General features: G+C 75.2%; 19 protein-coding genes. 11 read left to right on the forward strand and 8 right to left on the reverse strand.

What is annotated here, in order from left to right; translation table 11 throughout:
• Window positions 1–2 precede the first annotated feature (2 nt).
• A complete protein-coding gene (locus ETD96_RS17765) occupies window positions 3–1,283 on the reverse strand; it encodes a sulfite oxidase (protein ID WP_138637571.1) in 1,281 nt (426 codons plus the stop codon).
• Window positions 1,284–1,424: 141 nt separating this feature from the next.
• Between ETD96_RS17765 and ETD96_RS17770 the strand changes: the two genes are divergently transcribed.
• From ETD96_RS17770 to ETD96_RS17785, 4 genes are read left to right on the forward strand one after another with little or no spacing between them, the layout of a single operon-like run.
• Window positions 1,425–2,327: an AAA family ATPase gene (locus tag ETD96_RS17770; RefSeq protein ID WP_435818088.1), complete on the forward strand. Its 903-nt coding sequence runs from the start codon at window positions 1,425–1,427 to the stop codon at window positions 2,325–2,327.
• A 3-nt stretch (window positions 2,328–2,330) separates the two neighbouring features.
• A complete protein-coding gene (locus ETD96_RS17775; RefSeq protein ID WP_240807778.1) occupies window positions 2,331–3,455 on the forward strand; it encodes a vWA domain-containing protein in 1,125 nt (374 codons plus the stop codon).
• Window positions 3,448–4,572 (forward strand): XdhC family protein, encoded by a 1,125-nt coding sequence (locus tag ETD96_RS17780; RefSeq protein ID WP_138637573.1) that lies wholly within the window; start codon window positions 3,448–3,450, stop codon window positions 4,570–4,572. The genes ETD96_RS17775 and ETD96_RS17780 overlap by 8 nt, the downstream gene beginning before the upstream one ends.
• 18 nt (window positions 4,573–4,590) lie before the next feature.
• Entirely contained in the window at window positions 4,591–5,184 is a 594-nt protein-coding gene (locus ETD96_RS17785) for a nucleotidyltransferase family protein (RefSeq protein ID WP_138637574.1), read from the forward strand.
• On the opposite strand, the gene ETD96_RS17790 is transcribed toward ETD96_RS17785, so the two are convergent.
• Entirely contained in the window at window positions 5,162–5,632 is a 471-nt protein-coding gene (locus tag ETD96_RS17790) for a MarR family winged helix-turn-helix transcriptional regulator (RefSeq protein WP_138637575.1), read from the reverse strand. The genes ETD96_RS17785 and ETD96_RS17790 overlap by 23 nt on opposite strands.
• Window positions 5,633–5,708: 76 nt before the next feature.
• Here ETD96_RS17790 and ETD96_RS17795 point away from each other — a divergent pair, with 76 nt between their 5' ends.
• A complete protein-coding gene (locus tag ETD96_RS17795; RefSeq protein ID WP_138637576.1) occupies window positions 5,709–6,572 on the forward strand; it encodes a nitroreductase/quinone reductase family protein in 864 nt (287 codons plus the stop codon).
• Here ETD96_RS17795 and ETD96_RS17800 read toward each other — a convergent pair.
• The 5 genes from ETD96_RS17800 to ETD96_RS17820 all read right to left on the reverse strand — a co-directional run bounded on the left by ETD96_RS17800 (window position 6,569) and on the right by ETD96_RS17820 (window position 12,666).
• Window positions 6,569–7,789 carry a DUF6986 family protein gene (locus ETD96_RS17800; protein ID WP_138637577.1) on the reverse strand — a complete coding sequence of 407 codons (1,221 nt, stop codon included), beginning with the start codon at window positions 7,787–7,789 and terminating at the stop codon, window positions 6,569–6,571. The genes ETD96_RS17795 and ETD96_RS17800 overlap by 4 nt on opposite strands.
• 65 nt (window positions 7,790–7,854) lie before the next feature.
• Window positions 7,855–8,763 carry an aldose 1-epimerase family protein gene (locus ETD96_RS17805; protein WP_138637578.1) on the reverse strand — a complete coding sequence of 303 codons (909 nt, stop codon included), beginning with the start codon at window positions 8,761–8,763 and terminating at the stop codon, window positions 7,855–7,857.
• A 29-nt stretch (window positions 8,764–8,792) separates the two neighbouring features.
• Entirely contained in the window at window positions 8,793–10,199 is a 1,407-nt protein-coding gene (locus ETD96_RS17810) for a YlbE family protein (RefSeq protein ID WP_138637579.1), read from the reverse strand.
• Window positions 10,196–11,647 carry an FdrA family protein gene (locus ETD96_RS17815; protein ID WP_138637580.1) on the reverse strand — a complete coding sequence of 484 codons (1,452 nt, stop codon included), beginning with the start codon at window positions 11,645–11,647 and terminating at the stop codon, window positions 10,196–10,198. Before ETD96_RS17815 ends, ETD96_RS17810 begins: the two co-directional genes overlap by 4 nt.
• Before the next feature lie 50 nt (window positions 11,648–11,697).
• On the reverse strand, window positions 11,698–12,666 hold the full coding sequence (locus ETD96_RS17820) for an oxamate carbamoyltransferase subunit AllH family protein (protein WP_240807780.1): 969 nt from the start codon (window positions 12,664–12,666) through the stop codon (window positions 11,698–11,700).
• A 210-nt stretch (window positions 12,667–12,876) separates the two neighbouring features.
• Here ETD96_RS17820 and ETD96_RS17825 point away from each other — a divergent pair, with 210 nt between their 5' ends.
• The 5 genes from ETD96_RS17825 to cutA all read left to right on the forward strand — a co-directional run bounded on the left by ETD96_RS17825 (window position 12,877) and on the right by cutA (window position 20,013).
• Window positions 12,877–14,622 (forward strand): PucR family transcriptional regulator, encoded by a 1,746-nt coding sequence (locus ETD96_RS17825; RefSeq protein WP_138637582.1) that lies wholly within the window; start codon window positions 12,877–12,879, stop codon window positions 14,620–14,622.
• Between the two features lie 139 nt (window positions 14,623–14,761).
• The gene (locus ETD96_RS17830) at window positions 14,762–16,213 is read left to right on the forward strand and encodes a uracil-xanthine permease family protein (protein WP_138637583.1); all 1,452 of its coding nucleotides are present in this window, start codon (window positions 14,762–14,764) and stop codon (window positions 16,211–16,213) included.
• Between the two features lie 3 nt (window positions 16,214–16,216).
• On the forward strand, window positions 16,217–17,098 hold the full coding sequence (locus tag ETD96_RS17835; RefSeq protein WP_138637584.1) for an FAD binding domain-containing protein: 882 nt from the start codon (window positions 16,217–16,219) through the stop codon (window positions 17,096–17,098).
• Window positions 17,098–17,598 carry a (2Fe-2S)-binding protein gene (locus tag ETD96_RS17840; RefSeq protein ID WP_138637585.1) on the forward strand — a complete coding sequence of 167 codons (501 nt, stop codon included), beginning with the start codon at window positions 17,098–17,100 and terminating at the stop codon, window positions 17,596–17,598. The genes ETD96_RS17835 and ETD96_RS17840 overlap by 1 nt, the downstream gene beginning before the upstream one ends.
• Window positions 17,599–20,013, forward strand: coding sequence for an aerobic carbon-monoxide dehydrogenase large subunit (gene cutA / locus ETD96_RS17845; RefSeq protein WP_138637586.1), 2,415 nt, complete (start codon window positions 17,599–17,601; stop codon window positions 20,011–20,013).
• A 150-nt stretch (window positions 20,014–20,163) separates the two neighbouring features.
• Here the strand turns inward: cutA and ETD96_RS17850 are convergent, their stop codons facing one another.
• Entirely contained in the window at window positions 20,164–21,006 is an 843-nt protein-coding gene (locus ETD96_RS17850; RefSeq protein WP_138637587.1) for a polysaccharide deacetylase family protein, read from the reverse strand.
• A gap of 203 nt (window positions 21,007–21,209) precedes the next feature.
• On the opposite strand from ETD96_RS17850, the gene ETD96_RS17855 reads away from it, so the two are divergent.
• On the forward strand, window positions 21,210–21,717 hold a 508-nt coding region (locus ETD96_RS17855), incomplete at its 3' end, for an SRPBCC family protein (protein ID WP_138637588.1).

The following is a 21,717-nucleotide window of genomic DNA, read 5'->3' on the forward strand; positions in this document are numbered from 1 at the left end:
TCTTAGGGTCTCGTGGGCTCGGAGATGTGTATAAGAGCCAGCCGTACGACGGCGCCGAACAGGTAGCCGAGGGTGTTGTAGGGGGCGTTGAAGGGCTGGGACGTGCCGGTCTCGTCGGTGGCGCGGGCCAGCAGTTCGTGGCGTCCGGAGGCGTGCGGCCTCCAGGGGAACTCCCAGCGCGTCCAGCCGCGCGGGTCGGGGCGGTCGAGGAGGCGGGCGCGGCGCCAGGTCGCGCCGCCGTCCACGCTGACCTCGGTGCGCCGGATCCGGCCGGTGCCCGACCAGGACCGGCCGCGCAGGACCTGCGGCCCGGACGGAAGCGGCGCCTCCCAGGGCAGCTCGAAGGCCGACTTGACGTTCATGCGGGTCAGCGGCGGCGACCCCTCCGCCGGGTAGCCGGGCCCGAAGAGCCGGTAGAAGCGGGTGTTCCACGGGGAGAACAGCGGTTCGGCGGCCACCTGGACGTCGCCGAGCCACTTGATGGACGCGATCCCCGTCCAGGACGGCACGACCAGCCGGACGGGGTACCCGTGGTCGGGCGGCAGCGGGGCGCCGTTCATCTCGTAGGCGAGCAGGACGTCCTTCATCGCCTTGGCGACGGGGAGGGGACGCCGCACGCGGCCGAGGTTCTCGCCCTTGTCCACATAGTCAGCGTCCAACCCGCGCGGCAGGATGTCCACGGCCTCACGGGTAAGACCTGCGAGCCTCAGCACGGTCGAGAGCCGGACTCCGCGCCAGCGCGCGACGCCGACCGCGCCGAGCTTCCAGGGCGTCCCGGAGACCTGCTGGCCCTGCTGGGAGGCGTAGAACCCGCGCGCGTTGCCGGTGCATTCGATGAAGGCCGTGATGGTCTCGGCGGGCAGCCGGAGCAGGTCGCCGTAGGAGAACTCGCGAGGGCGGTCCTCGGCGGGGGAGCCGTGCAGCCCGGTTCCCCAGAGCTTGAGCCGCCAGGTGCGCGCGTCGATGAGCGGTGTGGCGACGTGGTTGCGGACGAAGAACCGGTCGGCGGGGGTGAGCAGGCCCTGGCCGCGCATGGCATCCCACCGCATCTCGGCGTTGGTGCCGTGCGGGATGAACAGCTCGGGGGGCAGCGGTTTCACGATTCCCGTGGCGCCGTCGGCGGCGGCGGGCGGCGCCACGGCGGCGGGGACGGCGGCGGGGACGGCGAGCGCGGCGCCGGCGCCGGCCGACAGGCGCAGCATGCCCCGCCGGGACAGCGCGCGGACGTGCTCGTAGGCCCCCTCGTCGGTGAGGTCGGGTTCCTTCCGGTTACCGGATCGCATGGTCCGATGCTCGCGGGCGGCGCCCGCAAAGTCAACTTTCCCTACCTATTTCATATGAATTGTCCGGCGGCGGAGACGGCCGCGAAAACGCAAGAGCGCGGGCCATGTGACTTGCGTCTCCCGCCGAGTAGCCTCGATGCCGTGGGGGAGACGGCGTCGATGACCATGGACCGGGTCGGATCGCCCGCGGAACTCGCGGGCCTGCTCGACCGGCACGCCTACCTGTGCGACGAGGGGCTCGCCACGGCGTGCTTCCTCGCGCTGCGGATGGGCCGGCCGCTGTTCCTGGAGGGCGAGGCCGGCGTCGGCAAGACCGAGCTGGCCAAGACGCTCGCGCGGGGCCTCGGCGCGCCGCTGATCCGGCTGCAGTGCTACGAGGGCCTGGACGCCTCCCAGGCCCTCTACGACTGGGACTTCCCGCGCCAGCTGCTGCACCTGCGCGCCGCCGAGGCGGCGGGCGTGAGCGACGTGTCGCGGCTGGAGGGCGAGCTGTACGACCGGCGGTTCCTGCTGGCCAGGCCGCTGCTGCGGGCGCTGGAGACCGCGCCGAGCGTCCTGCTGGTGGACGAGCTCGACCGCGCCGACGACGAGTTCGAGGCGTTCCTGCTGGAGGTCCTCAGCGACTTCACGATCACCGTCCCGGAGCTCGGCACGATCCGCGCCGAGCGCCCGCCGGTCGTCGTGGTCACCTCCAACCGCACCCGCGAGGTGCACGACGCGCTCAAGCGGCGCTGCCTGTACCACTGGCTGGAGCACCCGTCGTTCGACCGCGAGGTCGCGATCATCAGGCGGCGGCTGCCGGACGCGGCCGAGCGGCTCGCCGGGCAGGTCGCCCGCGCCGCGCAGCGGATGCGCGAGGCCGGGCTGCTGAAGCCGCCCGGCGTCGCCGAGACCCTCGACTGGACCGAGGCCCTGGTGGCGCTCGGCGTCCGCGAGCTCGACCCGGCGTCGGCGGCGGTCACGCTCGGCGCCGTGCTCAAGTACCGCGAGGACCAGCAGCGCCTCCTCGGCGGCGGGCTCGAGGCCCTGCTCAACGGGGGCTGAGCCGTGCGGCGGGACGTCACCGAGACCCTGGTCGGGTTCGCCCGGACGCTGCGCGCGGCGGGCGGCGCCGCCGACCCCGAGCGCGTCCAGGCGATGCTGGCGGCGCTCGACCACCTCGACGTCCTGAACCCGAACGACGTGTACTGGGCGGGCCGGCTGACGCTGTGCGCCGACCCCGACGACCTCCGCCGCTACGACCGGTGCTTCGCCGCGTACTTCTCCGGCGCGACGGCGCGGCCGGGCCGGCGGACGCCGCCGCCCGTGGTCGTCCGCCGGATGGCGGTGCCGGACGCGGGCGCGCGGGGCGGCGCGGAGGAGGACGGCGACCTGACGACGGCCACGGCCAGCGAGGCCGAGGTGCTCCGCGACCGGGACGTGGCGCGGCTGAGCGCCGCCGAGCGCGCCGAGGTCGCCCGGCTCATCGCGCTGCTGGACGCGGGGGGCCAGCGGCGCAGGTCGCGCCGGTTCACGCCCGCGTCCTCGGGGCGGCTCGACCCGGCCCGGACGGTCCGCGAGACGCTGCGGCGCGGCGGCGAGACGGCCCTGCTGCGGCACCGGACGCACCGCACCCGGCCGCGCCGCGTCGTGCTGATCGTGGACGTCAGCGGGTCGATGAGCCCGTACGCGGACGCGCTGCTGCGGTTCGCGCACGCCGCCGCGCGGGCCGGCGGACGGAGCGTGGAGGTGTTCAGCGCCGGGACGCGGCTCACCCGCCTCACCCGGGAGCTGCGGCACCGCGACGCGGACGCGGCGATGGCGGCGGCGTCCGCCGCCATCCCGGACTGGAGCGGCGGCACCCGGCTGGGCGAGGAGCTGAAGGAGTTCCTCGACCGGTTCGGGCAGCGCGGCCTGGCCCGCGGCGCGGTCGTGGTGATCGCCTCCGACGGCTGGGAGCGCGGCGACGCGGCGCTGCTCGGCGACCAGATGGCGCGGCTGAGCCGGCTCGCGCACCGGGTCGTGTGGGCGAACCCGCACAAGGCGCGGCCCGGGTACGAGCCGCTGACGGCGGGGATGGCGGCGGCGCTGCCGCACGTCGACGACTTCACCTCCGGGCACAGCCTGGCGGCGCTGGAGGAACTGGCCCGCATCGTCGCGGGCACCGCGGGAAAGGGGAGCGCTCATGCGTGACGTGCTCGGCGACATCGCCGGCTGGTACGCGTCCGGCGAGACGTTCGGTCTCGCGACCGTCGTGCACACCTTCCGCAGCGCGCCGCGCCCGCCGGGCGCCGCGATGGCGGTGTCGCCGGGCGGGGAGGTGGCGGGCAGCGTGTCCGGCGGCTGCGTGGAGGGCGCCGTCTACGAGCTGGCGCAGTCGGTGCTGGAGACGGGCGTGCCGGTCGTGCAGCGGTACGGGGTGAGCGACGACGACGCCTTCGCGGTCGGGCTGACCTGCGGCGGCATCCTGGACGTGCTGGTGGAGCCGGTCGGCCCCGCCACGTTCCCCGAGTTCGCCGAGGTCGCGGCGGCGATCGAGCGGCACGAGCCGGTCGCGGTCGCCACCGTCGTCGCCGGGCCCGGCCGGATCGGCGCCCGCCGCGTCGTGTGGGCCGACCGTGCCTCCGGCTCGCTCGCGCCGGGCGAGCCGCACGCCGCGCGCCTGGACGCGGCGGTCGACGACGACGCGCGCGGGATGCTCGCGCAGGGCCTCACCGGGCAGCGGCACTACGGGCCGGGGGGGGAGCGGCGGCTGGACGACCTGTCGGTCTTCGTCCACTCGTTCGCGCCGCCGCCGCGGCTGCTGGTGTTCGGCGCGATCGACTTCGCGGCGGCCGTCGCGCGGGTCGGCGCGTTCCTCGGCTACCGGGTGACGGTCTGCGACGCGCGGCCGGTGTTCGCGACGCCGAAGCGGTTCCCCGAGGCCGACGAGGTCGTGGTGAAGTGGCCGCACAAGTTCCTGGAGGAGGAGCGCGGCACCATCGACGAGCGCACCGCGATCTGCGTGCTGACCCACGACCCCAAGTTCGACGTGCCGCTCCTGGAGGTGGCGCTGCGCACGGACGCCGGCTACATCGGCGCGATGGGCTCGCGCCGCACCCATGACGACCGGCTCGCCCGGCTGCGGGAGGCGGGGCTGACCGAGGCCGAGCTGGGGCGGCTGCGCTCGCCGATCGGCCTCGACCTCGGCGCGCGGACGCCGGAGGAGACGGCGGTGTCGATCGCGGCGGAGCTGGTCCAGCTCCGCTGGGGCGGCTCGGGGCGGCCGCTCACCGACACCAGCGGCCGCATCCACGCCGACGCGCCCTGACGGCACTACCCTCGCGGGATGACGTTGCACCGCGCGGAGTCCCCGGCGGGCCTGCTGCTCGCGGCGGGGGAGGGCAGCCGGCTCGGGCGCCCCAAGGCGACCCTGGAGCTGGACGGCGAGCGCCTCGTCGACCGCAGCGTCCGCACGCTGCGGGACGGGGGCTGCACCCCGGTCCTGGTGGTGGCGGGCGCGGCGCAGATCGAGGTGATCGGCGCCGTCGTCGTCCCCAACCCCGGCTGGCGCGACGGCATGGGCTCGTCGCTGCGCACCGGCCTGGCCGCGCTGCCGCCCGGCTGCCCGGCGGTGGTGGTCGCGCTCGTCGACCAGCCGCTCGTCACCCCGGCCGCGGTGCGGCGGCTCGTCGCCGCGTACGAGGCGGGCGCCGGGATCGCGGTCGCCACCTACGGGGGAGCGCCGCGCAACCCGGCGCTGCTGAGCGCGGAGCACTTCGCGGGCGTCGCGGAGGCGGCGGTCGGCGACCGGGGCGCGCGCGGCTACCTGCGCGCCCATCCGGAGCTGGTCACCGCGGTGCCGTGCGACGACGTCGCCGCGCCCGACGACATCGACACGCCGGAGGACCTGGCGGCCTTCAACCGCCGCGAGCCTCGGTGACCGCGCGCTCGTAGGCGAGCAGCGTGTCGATGAACAGCCGGCGCTGCGCGGGCGTGAGCGGCTCCAGGGCGGCGCGCCAGGCGCCGGCGCCCCGGCCGAGCCACCCGTTGATGGCGGGCAGGTGCTCGTCGGCGACGCTGACGATGGTGCGGCGCCGGTCGGCGGGGTCCTCGCGGCGCAGCAGGATGCCCTGCCGGCTGAGGTCGCCGACCATCAGGCTCACCGTCGCGGGCGCCACCTCCAGCCGCGCGGCGAGGGCGTTCACCGTCAGCGGGCCGTCGAACAGCAGGTAGGCGAGCAGCGACAGGTGCCGGGGCGCGAGGTCGAAGGAGGCCAGCTCGGCCGGCACCTTGATCTTCTTGGCCGCGGAGACCAGCCGCGGCATCAGCAGCAGCATCGTCCGGATGCCGTCGTCGACGTCCGGCCCGGCGCTCTCTTCGGTTGACATTGGCTCTGCTTCCAAAATAGCTTTGCTATCAAAGCAAATGCGGCGCTGATCGCGTCCAGGATAGGAGGCCGCGTCCATGAGCGACTGGAACCGGCAGGTCATCGAGGAGTTCCGGGGCAACGGCGGGCGGGTCGGCGGCCCCTTCGAGGGCGCCGACCTGCTCCTGCTCACCAGCACCGGCAGGAAGACCGGCGAACCCCGCACCACACCGCTCGGCTACATGGCGGACGGCGACCGGCTCCTCGTGTTCGCCTCCAACGCGGGGCAGCCGCACGACCCGGCCTGGTACCACAACGTCCGCGCCGACCCCCGCGTCACCGTCGAGGTCGGCACCGAGACCTTCGAAGGCGTCGCGCTGCCCGTCGAGGGCGAGGAACGCGACCGGCTCTACGCGCTGCAGGGCGAACGCGTCCCCGCCTACGCCGAGTACCAGCGGCAGACGAGCCGCGTCATCCCGGTCGTCGCCGTCCACCGCGGCCACCTGGAAGGACGGGGCGCCGCCATCGGCGACGAGCTGATCAAGATCCACGACGACCTGCGCGCCCGCCTGGCGGACCTGCGCGCCGACGTGGACGCCTTCTACGCCGGCTCCCGCGACGTCCCCGACCTCGCGCGGCAGCTCCGCGAGCACTGCGTCTCCGTCTGCGGCGTCCTCGGCGAGCACCACGACAACGAGGAGGGGCGCGCCTTCCCCCGCCTGGAGGCCGAGTTCCCCGGCCTCGCCCCGGTGATCGGCAGGCTGCGCCGCGAGCACGTCGCCGTCACCGCGAACCGGCTGCGGCTCCAGGCCATGCTGGACGACCCCGGCTCCCGCGACCCCGGCCGCGTCCGCGCGGAGCTCGACCGGATGACCGCCGAACTCGACGCCCACTTCGCCTACGAGGAGGAGCAGCTCCGCGCCCTCATGAACGCCGTCGGCCCGCTCTGGAGGCGCCCCTAGGACGCCGGGAGGACGCTCTCGTCCAGCGCGCCGCAGTCGACCGCGCGGCGCAGCCGGGCCGTGAGCGCCTTGATCGTGGCGGGCTCGTCCAGGAAGCCGCTCGCGCCGGCCGCCGCCTGCTCGTGCCACGCCCGGACCCGCCCGATGACCTCGTCGGCGCCGGTCAGATGGAACGCGTACACCGCCGCGTACCGGCTCGGCAGGTGCGCGGGGTGCAGGTCCCAGCCCTGGTAGAAGCCGTGCGCCAGCGAGTGCCTGACGTGCGCCGCGTGCGCCGCCCACGCCGCGTTGACCTCGTCCGGCCCGTCGTTGCGCGGGACGACGTTGGTGGAGCCGTCCGACAGCCGCACCCCGGTGCCGGCGAGCGACACCTGCATCAGGTGGCGGGCGAAGTCGCAGGCCGGATGGTCGAGCCGCTGCTCGTGCGGCGGCAGCCCCAGCGCGGCGGTGTAGTCGAACACGCCGAAGTGGGCGGCGGTGACGCGGCCCTGCGCGGCCTCGACGAGCGCGCCGAGCCCGGCCCGCCCCTCCGCGTGGTCGATGAGCGACTGCGGCGTCTCGACCTGGATCTCGAACCGCAGGATGCCCTGCGGCAGCCCGAGCGCGCCCTCCAGCCGGTCGAGGAACTCGGTGAACAGCCGGACCTGCTCCACGCTCAGCACCTTCGGGAAGGTGATCGTGAACCCGCCGGGCAGCCGGCCGAGCCGGTCGCGCAGCGCGGTGAGGAACCCGTCCAGCGTCCGCATCGCCCGCTCGTGGCCGCCGTCGGCGAACGACTTCACCCGCAGCCCCCAGTAGTGGGGGAGGCCCTTCACCTGGTACGCGGCGGCGACGGCCTCCACGACCTGGTCGACGTGCGCGTCCTCCTCGGCGTCCGGGCGCACGCCGTAGCCGTCCTCGAAGTCGATCCGGACGTCCTCGACCGGCTCGGCGGCGAGCTTGGCCGCGACCCGCTCCCGCACCGGCCCGGCCAACTCCGGGTCGAGGCCGAACGCGGCGCCGAACGACCCGGCGCCGGGCGTGTGCGTGTTCAGCAGCCGCAGCGCCTCCGCGCCGAAGTCGGCGGGCGTCGAGCGGGAGAACCGGTCGGCCGGCACGTACACGGTGTGCACCGGCTGCCGGCCCTCCGCGCCGCCGGGGAAGCGCTCGCCGTGCGCGTCGCGGGCGGCGGCGATGCGCGCGGACAGGTCGTCGAACGAGGACACACTGAGGTTCACCCCGCCATGATCCCCCAACGGCCGCCCGCCGGGGAACCGCTCGCGGCGGATCGGTCCCGCCGCGATCAGTCGCCCGCGACGATGCCCCACGTGCCGTGGAACTCCGCGCCCGGCTCCAGGTGCACGAGGCCCTCGCCGGACGCGAACGCGTTCGGCGGGCACGTCATCGGCTCGACGCCGAGGCCGCCGCGCGGCGTCGGCGCGTTGTCGGCGGTGTAGATCTCCATCCACGGGTGCGCCTCGTCGGCCCACAGCCGGACCGTCCGGCCGCCGCCCGACAGCACCACCCAGACGCGGCCGTCGCCGTCGCGGTTCAGGTCGGCGAACGCGTTGTCGATCCGCCGGTCGCTCAGCAGCGGCCCGGTCCGCAGGTCGTACCGGGTGCCGGTGACGTCCTCGGACGGCCCCGACGGGATCATCCGGTCGTCCACCGGCACGTACCGGTCGGCGAGCAGGTGGACGGTGCAGGCGTCGATCGGCTCGCCGACCGTCAGGTAGGGGTGCGCGCCGTGCCCGTACGGCGCGGTCCTCGTCCCGGGGTTGCGGGCGGACATCCGCACGTGCAGCCCGGTCGCCGCGTCCAGCGTGTACTCGGCCTCCAGGTCGAGGCGGAACGGGTAGCCGCCCGTCGCGAGCAGGCGGTGGGTCAGCCGCACCCGGTGCGGCTCGTGCTCGGCGGCCCGCCAGGACGCCCACCGGACCAGGCCGTGGATCGCGCAGTCGCGTTCGGGCTCGGACACGTCCAGCTGGTGCTCTGCGCCGCCGTAGGCGTAGCGGCCGCGGTCGATCCGGTTCGGCCACGGGACCAGCAGGTGCCCGAACGCGGCCGGGGCGGGCTCGTCGGCGCCGTGCGACAGCACCAGCGGGCGCCCCTCGTGGGTCAGCTCCCGCAGGCTGGCGCCCGACTCGGTGACGACGGCCTGGTACGGCCCGGCGCTCAGGGCGTACTGCTCTCCGGTGATCGACTCGCTCATGACCGGGACGCTACCCCCTGGGACCGCCGCTACGCGATCTCCGCGAGGGCGTGCAGGGCGTCCGCGAACACGTTCGGCGGCGGTTCGACGAGCCCCGCTCCGACCTGCCCGGTGCCGGCCTCCCGGCCCGCGATCCCGGTGTCGATGACGGGCAGGATCCCGGTGCGGACGACGCGCGCGGCGTCGATGCCGACGGGGGTGCCGCGGAACGACAGCAGCGGGATCTGCAGCGCCGGGTGCTCGGCCGCCGTGATCTCGTACATCCGCTGGGTCGCGGCGACCGCGTCCGGGACCTCGCCGCCGACGAACCGGACGATCGCGGGCGCGGCGGCCAGCGCGAACCCGCCCGTCCCGGCCGTCTCGGTGATCGCCGAGTCGCCGATGTCGGGGTTGGCGTCGTCCGGGCCGTAGTCGCCGAGGTACAGGCCGTCCGGGACGCCCGCCGGGCCGGTGAACCAGCGGTCGCCGGTGCCCGACACCTGGATGCCGAAGTCGGTGCCGTTGCGGGCCATCGCCGTGACCAGGCTCGACCCGGGGACGCCGCGCGCCGCGTCCGCGCACGCCTTCGCCGCCGCCATCCCCGCGTTCAGGAAGAAGTGGTCGTTGCCCGCCGCGAACCGCAGCGCCTCGGCGGCCCGGTCGCGGGGCACCTCCTCGGCGGCGATGAGGTCGGGCGCCAGCTCCCGCAGCAGCAGCGACGTCGCCGCGCGGTTGCGGTTGTGCAGCTCGTCGCCCATCTGCAGCGCCTGCGCGATGACCGACACCAGGTCGAGGGGGCCGTGCCGCCGGACGGCCGCCCGCAGCGCCGGGCCGAGCACCTCGCCCATCCACGTCAGCCGCTCGATCACCTCCGGCCCGTACGCGCCGTACCGCAGCACCTTCCCGAGCCCCTCGTTGAGGGAGCAGTAGGCGGTGCCGCCGTGCTCGGCGTCCTCCACCACGAACATCCACATCGACGGGCTGACGACGCCCGCCATCGGACCGACGGTCGCGTGGTGGTGGCACGGTTCGAGGACGGCCGCGCCGCGCTCCAGCGCGTGCCGCGCGCCGAGCGGCGTCTCGGCGAGCCCTTCGAGGAGCATCGCGCCGATGAGCGCGCCCCGCATCGGGCCGGACGCGCGCTCCCACTCCAGCGGCGGGCCCGCGTGCAGGAACGTGCCCGGCTCCAGGCCGAGGACCTCCCGCGCCGGGCGCACGTCCACCAGGTGGGGGCGGGCCGTCACCATCCGCCGCACGGCGCGGGCGTTGGCGTCGGCGTGGCCCGGGTCGGCGAGCACCGCGGCGAGCGCCGCCTCCGTCCCGGCGGGCGGCGGCCGCCAGTCGACCGCCCGCACCGGGACGGCCTGCTCGGCGAGCGCGTCCGCCAGCACCCGCACGCCGGCGGTGACGACGCGCGGCTCGCGGGTCAGCAGCCCGCCCAGCCGCTGCTCGGTCATGCCGGAACCCCTTCCACGGTGCGCAGGGCGTGCCGGGTGGCCGCCGCGTTGGAGGCGAACACGTCCGCGCCCGCCTCGCACAGCGCCGCGGCCTGCCGGTCGCGGCCCTGCGGGTCGGCCGGCGTCCCGCACAGCGACACCACGACCGCGAGGTCGGGCCGGTCGCGGACGGCGGCGGCGACGGCCGGGGCGAGCGCGGCGGCCGGGTCGGCCTCGGCGCCGTACCCGAGCACCACGTCCAGCAGCAGGACGCCGCACGCCGGGTCGGCGGCCTCGGCCCGCAGCGCCTCCAGCCGCAGCGCCGGGTCGATCATGGGGTGCGCGCGGCCCCGCGTGTAGGCGTCGTCGCCGAAGTCGGTGAACCGGTGGCCGCGCGCCTCCAGGTCGCGGCCGAGCGCCGCCGCGGCGATCATCGCGGCCTCGTCCCGCAGGGTGCCGCCCGCGAACAGCCCGCGCAGCGCCCGCGCGCCCGCCGGGCCGGGCGGCACGGCGGGGCGCCGCGCCGCGGTCCAGCGCGGCCACTCCGGGACGGCGCGGCCGAGGGCCGTCAGCACCTTCTCCGCGGCCCGGGTCAGGTCGTCCTCGCCGGGCACCGGCAGCGCGAACACCACCGGGGTGTCCAGCCGCCGCGCCGCCTCCCGGATCAGGTCGAGGACCTGCGGCGCGGGCGGCTTGGACACCAGCACGATCAGCTCGGTGCCCGGGTCGGCGTCCAGCGCCGCGAGCGCCGACAGCGCCGACCGGCCGCTCACCTCGGGCGACAGGTCGCGGCCGCCGACGCCGAGCACGTGGCTCACGCCGGTGCCCGCCGCGTCCAGCAGGCACATCAGCTGCTGCGCGCCCGTCCCGGACGCCGCGACGACGCCCACCGGCCCCGGCCGGACCGCGTTCGCGAACCCGAGGCCCGCGCCGCCGACCACCGCGGTCCCGCAGTCGGGGCCCATCACGATCAGGCCGCGCCGCGCCGCCGCCTCCTTCAGCGCGATCTCCTGGGCGAGCGGCACGTTGTCGCTGAAGATCATCACGTTGAGGCCGGCGTCGAGCGCGTCCATCGCCTCGGGGAACACGTGCGGGCCCGGCACCGACAGCAGCGCGACGGTCGCGTCCGCGCCCGCCGCCGCCGACCGGGTCGTGCGCGGCGGCTCCGGGGTGCCGAGCAGCCCGCCGCCGGCCGGCGGCCGGGACGCCTCGGTCAGCAGCCCGTCGAGCGCCTCCCGCGCCTCGTCCAGGACGCCGCCGTCCGCCCGGATCGCCACGACCAGGTCGTCGGGGCCCGTCCCGTCCGGGACGGCGAAGCCCATCCGCGCGAGCATCTCCCGGTTCAGCTCGGTGCCCATGGCCACCATCGCCCCGGCGACGCCGGGGCGCTCCGCCAGCCGCCGGCTGACCCGCATGAGCGTGACCGAGTCGTGGTAGCTGCCCCGCCGCACCTCGACCCAGTCGTTCATGCGCGCCCCCCGCGGAGGTTCGACCCCCCGCACCCCCCGGTTCGCTGCGCTCATGCAGGAACCCTCGGAACGTCGACGACGTCGGGCGCGGTCAGTGCGAGGGCGGCGCGGCAGCCCGCGAGGACGCCGTGCGCGAGGTCGGTGCCGGAGGTGTGCCCGATCGACAGCAGCCGCCGGACGGCGCCCTGGCCCGCGCCGCCCGGTGGTTCGTGGCCCGCGACGAAGCGCAGCACGGCCGCGACCTCGGCGCCGGCGCCGCCCGCCGCCGCGCAGTGCAGCAGCGTCGCGGCCAGCGCGGTCGTGCGGGTGCCGGCGTCGGCGGTGACGGCGGCGCCGAGCCAGTCGGCCAGCCGCACGGCCGCGTCGCCGTGCCGGACGGCGCCGCCGACCAGCCGCAGCGAGACCAGCACGCCGCACAGGATGTCGTCGCCGGACGGCGTCAGCCCCGGCCCGAGGCCGACGATCCGCTCGGCCGCCTCCACCGCGCCCGCGAGGTCGCCGGCCGCGCACGCGGCCGCGAGCGCGCCGGGGTCGGGATGCCCGTCGAGGCCGCCGCGCACCGGCTCGCCGGCGGCGAGCACGCCGGCCGCGGCCAGCTCCGCCTCCAGCGCGCGGACGCCGCGGGCGAGCGCGGCCGGGTGCGGCACCGCGAGCGCGGGCGAGGGGTCCCACCAGCGGCGGACGCGCACGCTCAGCCCGTCCGCCTCCACCCGGCCCTCGCCGACGAGGGCGTCCCCGCCCTCGCGGACCGACCGGAACGGGTGCTCGCGGCGCGTCGCGACGACGACCACCGCGTTCGGCAGCCGCCCGGCGTCGGAGGTGACGACGGCGAGCACGCGCGGCTCGGGGCCGCCCCGCATCTCCAGGTACACCGCCGAGGGGAACACGGCGATGACGCGGGCCGCGCGGCGCGGCGGGTCCAGCAGCGGGCGCAGCGCGAGGCTCGCGGCGCCGGCGGCGGGCGGCCGCCGCCGGGGTCCGGCCGGGAGCGGGATGGGGTCGCGGACGAGGGCGGTCACGGATCCTCCCGAGGCCGGTGTCGGCGGCCGCCCGGCGCGCGGGCGGCCCGGCCTCGCGACGACGGTAGAACGGCCCCCGCGGCGGTCGTATGGAGAAAGCTGCCAAGGATGGTTGTCATCGTTCGTCTTTGTTGTCATTTTTGATCAGGAACCGGTAGCGATCACGTCGTCACGGACGATGTACGCACCAAAAGCGAGGTGACCCCTGGCATGAGCTACACCACAGCCGATCCGGGCCCACCGGCCCTGCGGCTCGCGAGTACCGGAACACTGACCTACGGCCTGTCGGTGGGCGAGGTCCTCGGCGTCAGCACCCTCAACGGCGCCCGCCTCATCGCCGGCCGTGCCGGCCTCGACCGCGTCGTCCAGCGGCTCAACGTGATGGAGGTCCCCGACATCCTGTCGTGGGTCAAACCGAACGAGCTGCTCCTCACCACCGGCTACCCCCTCCGCAACACCCCCCAGTCGCTCGACAACCTGGTCGCCGACCTCGACGAGCGCGGCCTCGCGGCCCTGGCCATCAAGCTGGGCCGCTACCTCGACTCCCTTCCCGCCGAGATGATCGCGCAGGCGGACCGGCGCGGCTTCCCCCTGATCCTGCTCCCCAACGACGTCGGCTTCGACGACATCCTGAACCAGGTCCTGACCGACATCCTGAACCGGCAGGCGGCCGTCCTCGCCCGCACCGAGGAGGTGCACCGGGCGCTCGTGCAGATCGTGCTGTGCGGCGGCGGCCTCCAGGAGGTCGTCGACGAGGTCGCGACCCTGCTGGACGTGGCGGTCGTGGTGCTGGACGGCGAGCAGCGGGTGCTCGCCGGCGCCGGGCCCGACGAGCACGTCCAGGCGATGCGCGCGTTCGACGCGGGCCGGCACGCCGCCTGCGGGCGCGGCGGCTGCGGCGTCATCGGCGCGCACGGCACCGGCGACCACCTGGTGGTGCCGGTGATGGCCGGCGGCTTCGACCACGGCCGGATCGTCGCGTTCAGCCCCGGCGGCACGCTGCGCGGCACCGACCTCGGCATCCTGGAGCGCGCCGCGACCGTCGCGGCGCTGGTGGTGACCAAGCAGCAGGCGGTCGCGGCGGTGGAGAGCAAGTACCGCGCCGACTTCCTGCGCGACATCCTCGCCGGGCGGGCCGGCGAGGACGCCCGGGTCGTCGCGCACTGCGGCGGGTTCGGCTGGGACCTGGACCGCCCGATGATGGTGGTCGTGGCCGAGCTGGACGGCCGCCCGCGCGGCGCCGAGCCCGAGGGCAAGGGGCGCGCGAAGGCCGCCGAGCCGGACGGCCGGGGCCGCGGCGCGGAGGAGCGCTCCGCGCAGGAGCGGCTCGCCGCCGCGTGGACGACGGCCGTCCGCCGGCACGACAAGGGCGCCGCGGTCGCGAGCTTCGCGCACGAGGTCGTCGCGGTCGTCGGCGCGGACGGCGGCGACCCCGCCGAATGGGCGGCCGGGCCGGTGCAGGCGATGGTGAAGGAGGCTTCGTCGATCTTCGCCGAGCACCTGCCGGTGCGGCGGACGTTCTCCACCGGCATCAGCCGGACGGTGGCGTCCCCCTCGGCGCTGCCGGAGGCGTACGAGCAGGCTGTGAAGGCCGTCCGGGTCGGCCGCCAGCTGAACGGCGCGGGCGCGCGGGCGCACTTCGACCAGCTCGGCGTGTACCGGCTGCTCAGCCTCGTGTCGGACCCGGACGAGCTGCACGCGTTCGTCCGCGAGACGCTCGGCGACCTCGCCGCCGACGACGAGCCGGAGCTGGTGGACCTGCGCAGGACGCTGCAGGTGCTGCTGGAGACCAACCTCAACGTCGCCGAGACGGCGCGCCGGCTGCACTTCCACTACAACACGCTGCGGTACCGCATCGGCAAGCTGGAGCGGATGCTCGGGGCGTTCACGGAGGACGCGCATCTGCGGCTCAACCTCACCCTCGCTCTGCACGTTCTGCGCATGCGCGGTATCTGAGCGTAGTGCACCGGGGCGCACACCGGCCGGTCCTCTCAATCGGCGCGGCGGGGTTTGGCAGAAGTCGCCGATGCCCGCCTGTCAGGGTAGATCTACCTTGCCCGCATGAACGCGCTCGGCTGAGCAGGAGGAACCCCGCATGGTGATCGGCTGGAAGCTGCACGGCGACGGACGCACGCCGCCGCCCGGGGAGGTCGTCCGGCCGGACGAGCGGCTGTCGTGGCCGCGGACCGCCGGCATCGGCGCGCAGCACGTGGTGGCGATGTTCGGGGCCACGTTCGTGTTCCCCGTGGTGATGGGGCTGGACCCCAACCTCGCGATCATGATGTCCGGGGTCGCGACGGTGCTGTTCCTGCTGATCGTCGGCGGCCGGGTGCCGAGCTACCTCGGCACGAGCGCCTCGTTCGTCGGCGCGGTCGCGGCGATCCGCGCGGCGGGCGGCGACAGCGCGACCGTGACCGGCGCGATCCTCGTCGCGGGCGCGGTGCTCGCGCTGATCGGCGTGCTGATCCACTTCGCCGGCGGCGAGGTCATCCACCGGGTGTTCCCGCCGGTGGTGACGGGCGCCGTGGTCATGCTGATCGGCTTCAACCTGGCGCCGGTGGTCGCCACCGTCTACTGGCCGCAGGACCAGTGGGTCGCGCTGGCGACGCTGGGGTTCGCCGTCCTGACCGCGGTGCTGCTGCGCGGGTTCTGGGCGCGGATCACGATCCTGCTGGCGCTCGTGTTCGGGTACGCCCTTTCGTGGATTCTCGACAAGACCGCCGGCATGGTCACGTCAGTCCTTCCCGGGCAGAACCTGCTGGACGGGGCGGGCAAGGCATGCCCGGCGGAGGGCCCGTACTGCGTCGCCACCGCGTTCCCGCACGAGCGGGTCGACTTCTCGGGCGTGAAGGCCGCCGACTGGTTCGGGTTCCCGAGCCTGCACGGCCCCGACTTCAAGACCTCCGCGATCCTGCTGGCGCTGCCCGCGGTCATCGCGCTGATCGCGGAGAACACCGGGCACGTCAAGGCGGTGTCGGCGATGACCGGCGACGACCTGAACCCCGTCCTCGGCCGCGCGATCACCGCGGACGGCATCGGCACCACCCTCGCCAGCGCGGTCGGCGGCTCGCCCACCACCACCTACGCCGAGAACATCGGCGTCATGGCCGCGACCCGGATCTACTCGACGGCCGCCTACTACGTCGCCGCGATCGTGGCGGTGCTGTTCGGGCTGTGCCCCAAGTTCGGCGCGCTCGTCGCCGCGACGCCGGGCGGCGTCCTCGGCGGCATCACCGTCGTGCTGTACGGGATGATCGGGCTGCTCGGCGCGAAGATCTGGATCGAGAACCGGGTCGACTTCGCCGACCCGGTCAACCTCGTCCCGGTCGCCGCCGCGATCATCCTGGCGATCGGGAACGTGACGCTGCAGATCACCGACGACTTCCCGCTCCAGGGCATCGCGCTCGGCACGATCGCCGTCCTGGTCGGGTACCACGTCCTCAACGTGCTGCGCAGACCGGACGACTCGGGCGGCGGCGTCATCGCGCCCGCGGAGAAGGAGATCGGCGGCCCGGTCCGCCCGGCCCCGAACACGGACGCGGGCTGACGCGTGAAGCCGCCGCCGTTCGGCTACCACGCGCCCGGCACGGTCGCCGAGGCCCTGGACGCGCTGGCCGCCGCGCCGGGCGGCAAGGTCCTCGCGGGCGGCCAGAGCCTCATCCCGCTGCTGAACATGCGGCTCGCCGCGCCGTCCGACCTGGTCGACATCAACCGGATCGGCGAGCTCGACACCCTGCGGGCGGAGGACGGCGGCGTCCGGGTCGGCGCGCTCGCCCGGCACGCGCGGGTGGAGCGGTCGGCGGAGGCGGCGGCCGTCCAGCCGCTGCTCGGGCAGGCGCTCCGCCACGTCGCGCACCCCGTGATCCGCAACCGGGGCACGGTCGTCGGCAGCCTCGCGCACGCCGACCCCGCCGCCGAGCTGCCCGCCGTGCTGGCCGTCCTCGGCGGGACGGTCGAGGCGGTGTCGGCGGCGGGGCGCCGGACCATCCCGGCCGCCGAATTCTTCGCCGGACCGCTGGAGTCGGCGCTGGCGCCGGGCGAGCTGGCCGTCTCCGCGTTCTTCCCGGCGGCGCCGCCCCGGACGGGCACCGCGTTCACCGAGACGGCGCGGCGGCACGGCGACTACGCGCTCGCCGGGGTCGCCGCCGTCGTCACCCTCGACGGGGACCTGCGTGTCGCCGCGGCCCGCGCCGGGTACCTCGGCATTGCGGCGACCCCGCTGGTGTTCGACCTGACCGGCGCGGCCGGGCCGGACGGCGACTGGGCGGCCGCCGCCGCGCACGTCCGCGACCGGATCGACCCGGAACCCGACATCCACGCCGGCGCCGACTACCGGCGGCACCTGACCGGCGTGCTCACCGAGCGGGCGTTGCGCGCGGCGGCGTCCGAGGCGTTGCTGAAGGCGGAGGCGCCGCGGAAGGCGGGGGACTGATGGAGGAGCGCTTCGACGTCGCGCTGACCGTCAACGGCACGCACCGCACGGCCAGCGTCCCGGCCCGGCGGCTGCTGTCGGACCTGCTGCGGCACGACCTCGGGCTCACCGGCACGCACGTCGGCTGCGAGCACGGCGTCTGCGGCTGCTGCACCGTCCTGCTGGACGGGGAGCCGGTGCGGTCGTGCCTGATGTTCGCCGTCACCGCCGCCGGGCACGAGGTCACCACCGTCGAGGGGCTCGCCGCCGAGGACGGCACGCCGTCGCCGGTGCAGCGCGCCTTCCGCGAATGCCACGGCCTGCAGTGCGGCTTCTGCACGCCCGGCTTCCTCTGCACGGTCACGGCGCTGCTGCGGGAGACGCCGCGCCCGACCGAGGAGCAGGTCCTCGAAGGGATCTCGGGGAACCTGTGCCGCTGCACCGGCTACCAGAACATCGTCAAGTCGGTGCACCGCGCCGCCGAGCTGCTCGCTCCGTCCGCCGAAGAAGGGGAGTCGTGAATGGGCACGCGCGTGTTCGGTGAAAGGGTCGAGCGGCGCGAGGACGCCCGGCTCACCACGGGCCAGGGCCGCTACCTCGACGACCTCGGCCGGAACGCGCTCGCGGCGGCGTTCGTCCGGTCGCCGCACGCGCACGCCCGCATCACCGACATCGACGTGTCCGGCGCGCTCGACGTGGACGGCCTCGTCGCCGTCTACACCTGGGAGGACCTGCCGGGCCGGATCGGCGAGCCGCTGCCGCTGCTCATCCCGCACCCCGCGCTGACGCACGGCCGCACCGGGTACCCGCTCGCGCGCGACGTCGTCCGGCACGTCGGCGAGCCCGTCGCCATGGTCGTCGCCCGCGACCGGTACCTGGCCGAGGACGCCGCCGAGCGCATCCGCGTCGAGTACGAGCCGCTGCCCGCCGTCGTCGGCATCGAGGCGGCGACCCGCGCCGACCACCTCGTGCACGACGACGTGCCGGGCAACGTCGGGGCCGTCCTCGTCCAGGAGAACGGCGACGCCCGCGCCGCGATCGACGCCGCGCCGCACGTGCTGGAGTTCGGCCTCGCCATCGAGCGCAGCGCGTCCATGCCGCTGGAGGGGCGCGGCGTCTACGCGCGGTGGGACGCCGACGACGGGTCGCTGCGCGTGTACTCGTCCACGCAGGCGTCCACGAGCGTGCGCGCCGCGATCGCCGCGCGGCTCGGGCTGCCGAACGGCAAGGTCGAGGTGGTCGCGCCGGACGTCGGCGGCGGGTTCGGCGTGAAGATCGTCCATCCGTGGCCGGAGGAGGTCCTCGTCCCGTGGGCGGCGCGGCTGCTGGACCGCGAGATCAAGTGGACCGAGGACCGGCGGGAGCACTTCGTGTCCGCCGCGCACGAGCGCGGCCAGCTCCAGGACGTGCGGGTCGGGTTCGACGGCGACGGCCGCGTCCTCGGCCTGGACGTGCGGATCCGGCACGACCACGGCGCCTACACCCCGTACGGGATCATCATCCCGATCGTCACCTCCACCCAGCTCCTCGGCCCGTACAAGATCGGCGCCTACCGGGCGGAGGTCGTCAGCCTCTACACCAACACGCTGATCGTCACCCCGTACCGGGGCGCGGGCCGCCCGCAGGGCGTGTTCTGCATGGAGCGGACGATGGACCGCATCGCCCGCCACCTCGGCCGCGACCGCGCCGACGTGCGCGCCGCGAACTTCATCCGGCCCGACGAGTTCCCCTACGACCAGGGCCTCACCTTCCAGGACGGGCGCCCGCTCGTCTACGACTCGGGCGACTACCCCGAGCTGCTCCGCAAGGCGCGCGACCTGATCGGCTGGGACGGCTTCGAGCGGGAGCGCGCCGCCGCCGCGGCCCGGGGCCGCCGGGTCGGCATCGGCCTCGGCGTCTACGTCGAGGGGACGGGCGTCGGCCCGTACGAGGGCGGCCACGTCGAGATCGACACCGCCGGGCGGGTGCACGTGTCGACCGGCCTCACCTCGCAGGGGCAGGGCCACGAGACGGTGTTCGCGCAGATCGCCGCCGCCGAGCTGGGCGTCCCCATCGAGGACGTGCACGTCACCACCGGCGACACCCGGCGGTTCGGGTACGCGGTCGGGACGTTCGCGTCCCGCGCGGCGGTGATGAGCGGCAACGCGATCGCGCTGGCCTGCCGGAAGGTCCGCGGGAAGGCGCTGCGCATCGCGGGGGAGGCCCTGGAGGCCGACCCGCGCGACCTCGACATCACCGACGGGGTCGTGCACGTGCGGGGCGACCGGTCGGCGTCGGTGCCGCTGCGGACGGTCGCGGTGCTGTCGAACCCGCTGCGGTACGCCTTCGACGCGGAGGCCGCGGCGGCGACGCAGTTCGCGGTGGGCCGCCCGGTCACCGAGCCGCCGGTCGCGGCCGGAGACGAGCCGGGGCTGGAGGGGCGCGACTACTACTCGCCCGTCCGGTCGACGTTCGCGGCGGGCGCGCACGCCGCGGTGGTGGAGGTCGACCCGGACACCGCCGAGATCGCGATCCTGCGGTACGCGGTGGTGCACGACTGCGGGCGGCTCATCAACCCGATGGTGGTCGAGGGGCAGATCCACGGCGGCGTCGCGCAGGGCATCGGCGGGGCGCTGTACGAGCGGATGGTCTACGACGAGTCGGGGCAGCTGCTGAACGCGTCGTTCATGGACTTCCTGATGCCGTACGCCACGGAGATCCCGCGCATCGAGACCGACCATCTGGAGACGCCGTCGCCGCTGAACCCGCTCGGCATCAAGGGCGCGGGGGAGGCGGGCGTCATCCCGGTGTCGGCGGTGATCGCGTCGGCGGTGGAGGACGCGGAGGGCGTCCGCGTGGACGCGATGCCGCTGTCCCCGGACGCCCTCTACTCGCTGCGGCGGCGCGCCGAGGGCGACGCGTCGCTGCGCGTCCGCGAGGGCGTGCGGGCGGGCTGACGCCGCCCCGGGGACGGCTGATGCTGGCGGGACCGGCTCGGGAAGCGGGGGACCTCGGCCCCGCCAGCGAGTTGACCCTAGTCAAGGACCCCCTGGGCCCTCGCCGTAACCGGGATTCCTCCGGGAAGGTCGGAAATCAGCAGCCGGGGATCAGCCGTGGGCGGGGGTCTCGGCGACGTTCCCGCCGAGCGACTTCGGCAGGTAGTTCTCCACGGCCGCGGGCCGGAACCCGGCCTGCTTGATCCAGCCGAGGATCATCTGGAACTCCTGGGCGAGGCCCTTGCGGTAGTGCATCAGGATGATGTCGCCCGGCTTGAACCCCTTGCCGCCGTCGCCGCGCGCGAACCCGTTGAACCCGACGCCGGGGCCGGTCGTCCCGTTGTAGAACTCCGCGGACCACAGCAGCACCGACTTGATGCCGCACTGCTTGGCGACCTGCAGCGTGGTCTGGTTGTAGCTGCCGAACGGCGGCCGGAAGACCTCGGGCCGGCGGCCGTACTGCGCCTGGATGGCGTCGGACGCGCCGCAGATCTCCTTCTTCTGCGCCTCGGCGCCGAGCGTCGCCATGTTGGGGTGGCTGATCGTGTGGTTCTCCATCGGCGACCCGGCGTTGCGCATCGCCCAGAAGTACTGGCCCTGCCCCTTGATGTAGGTGGAGGTCAGGAACGTCATGATCGGAACCTTCTCCTTGCGGACGAGGTTCACGAACTCCGAGTCGTAGGTGTAGCCGTCGTCGATGGTGAGGAAGACGACGCGCTCCTGCGTCTCGATGCGGCTGATGACCGCCGGCAGGCCGTTGGCGGCCGGCTTCGGCATCGTCCAGCTGCCGGGCTTCGGCGTCGGCCACCGCTGGTCGCCGAGGACCGCGGCGAGCTGCGACCGGGTGGACGGTCCGGAGTCGCCGGCCTGCGCGGTGACGACGGGCCATCCGCCCGCGGCCGCGCCGAGCACTCCGGCGGCCACCATGGCGATCACGGGCGTCTTCCCTCGCATCGGCCGCGTACTCCGTTCAGTGGGGGGTGGTGGATGTCGCATCGGTTGACGCGCGGCGAACGGCCGGGGTTCGCACCCGACCGGAACCTGCCGGACATATACGATCATTTCCGGGGCCCGTCAGGGTGCATTGCCCAATCGTCGGCGTGTACTCGGCAGATGTTGCCGTTCGGCGCCGCCGCCGCGTTCTCTACAGTCGGGACATGCAGCTGAACGGCAGTGCCGGCGTCGCCGCGCCGCTCGACCGCGTCTGGGACGCCCTCCAGGACCCGGCCGTCCTCGCCCGCACGATCCCGGGGTGCCGCTCCCTGGAGGAGACGGGCCCCGGCACGTACCGGATGACGGTCACCGCGGGCGTCGCGTCCATCCAGGGCACCTACGTGGGCCAGGTCGAGCTCGCCGAGCCCGACCCGCCGCGCTCGTTCGTGCTGAGGGCGCGCGGCCAGGGCGCGCCGGGCACGGTCGACGCGACCGTCCGCGTCCGGCTGTCGGACGGCGACGGCGCGACCCGCATCGACTACGACGCCGAGGCGGTCGTCGGCGGGATGGTCGGCGGCGTCGGGCAGCGGATGCTCGGCAGCGTCGCCAAGCGCACCGCGGGCGAGTTCTTCGCCGCCGTCGAACGCGACCTCACCGCGCCCGCCCCGGCCGTCCCCGGCAGCTACATCGTGGTCCTCCCCTCTCGGAGACCTGTCGCTGAAACACCTCCGC

The sequence above is a fragment of the Actinomadura geliboluensis genome (assembly GCF_005889745.1).
Classification (GTDB): Bacteria; Actinomycetota; Actinomycetes; order Streptosporangiales; family Streptosporangiaceae; genus Spirillospora; species Spirillospora geliboluensis.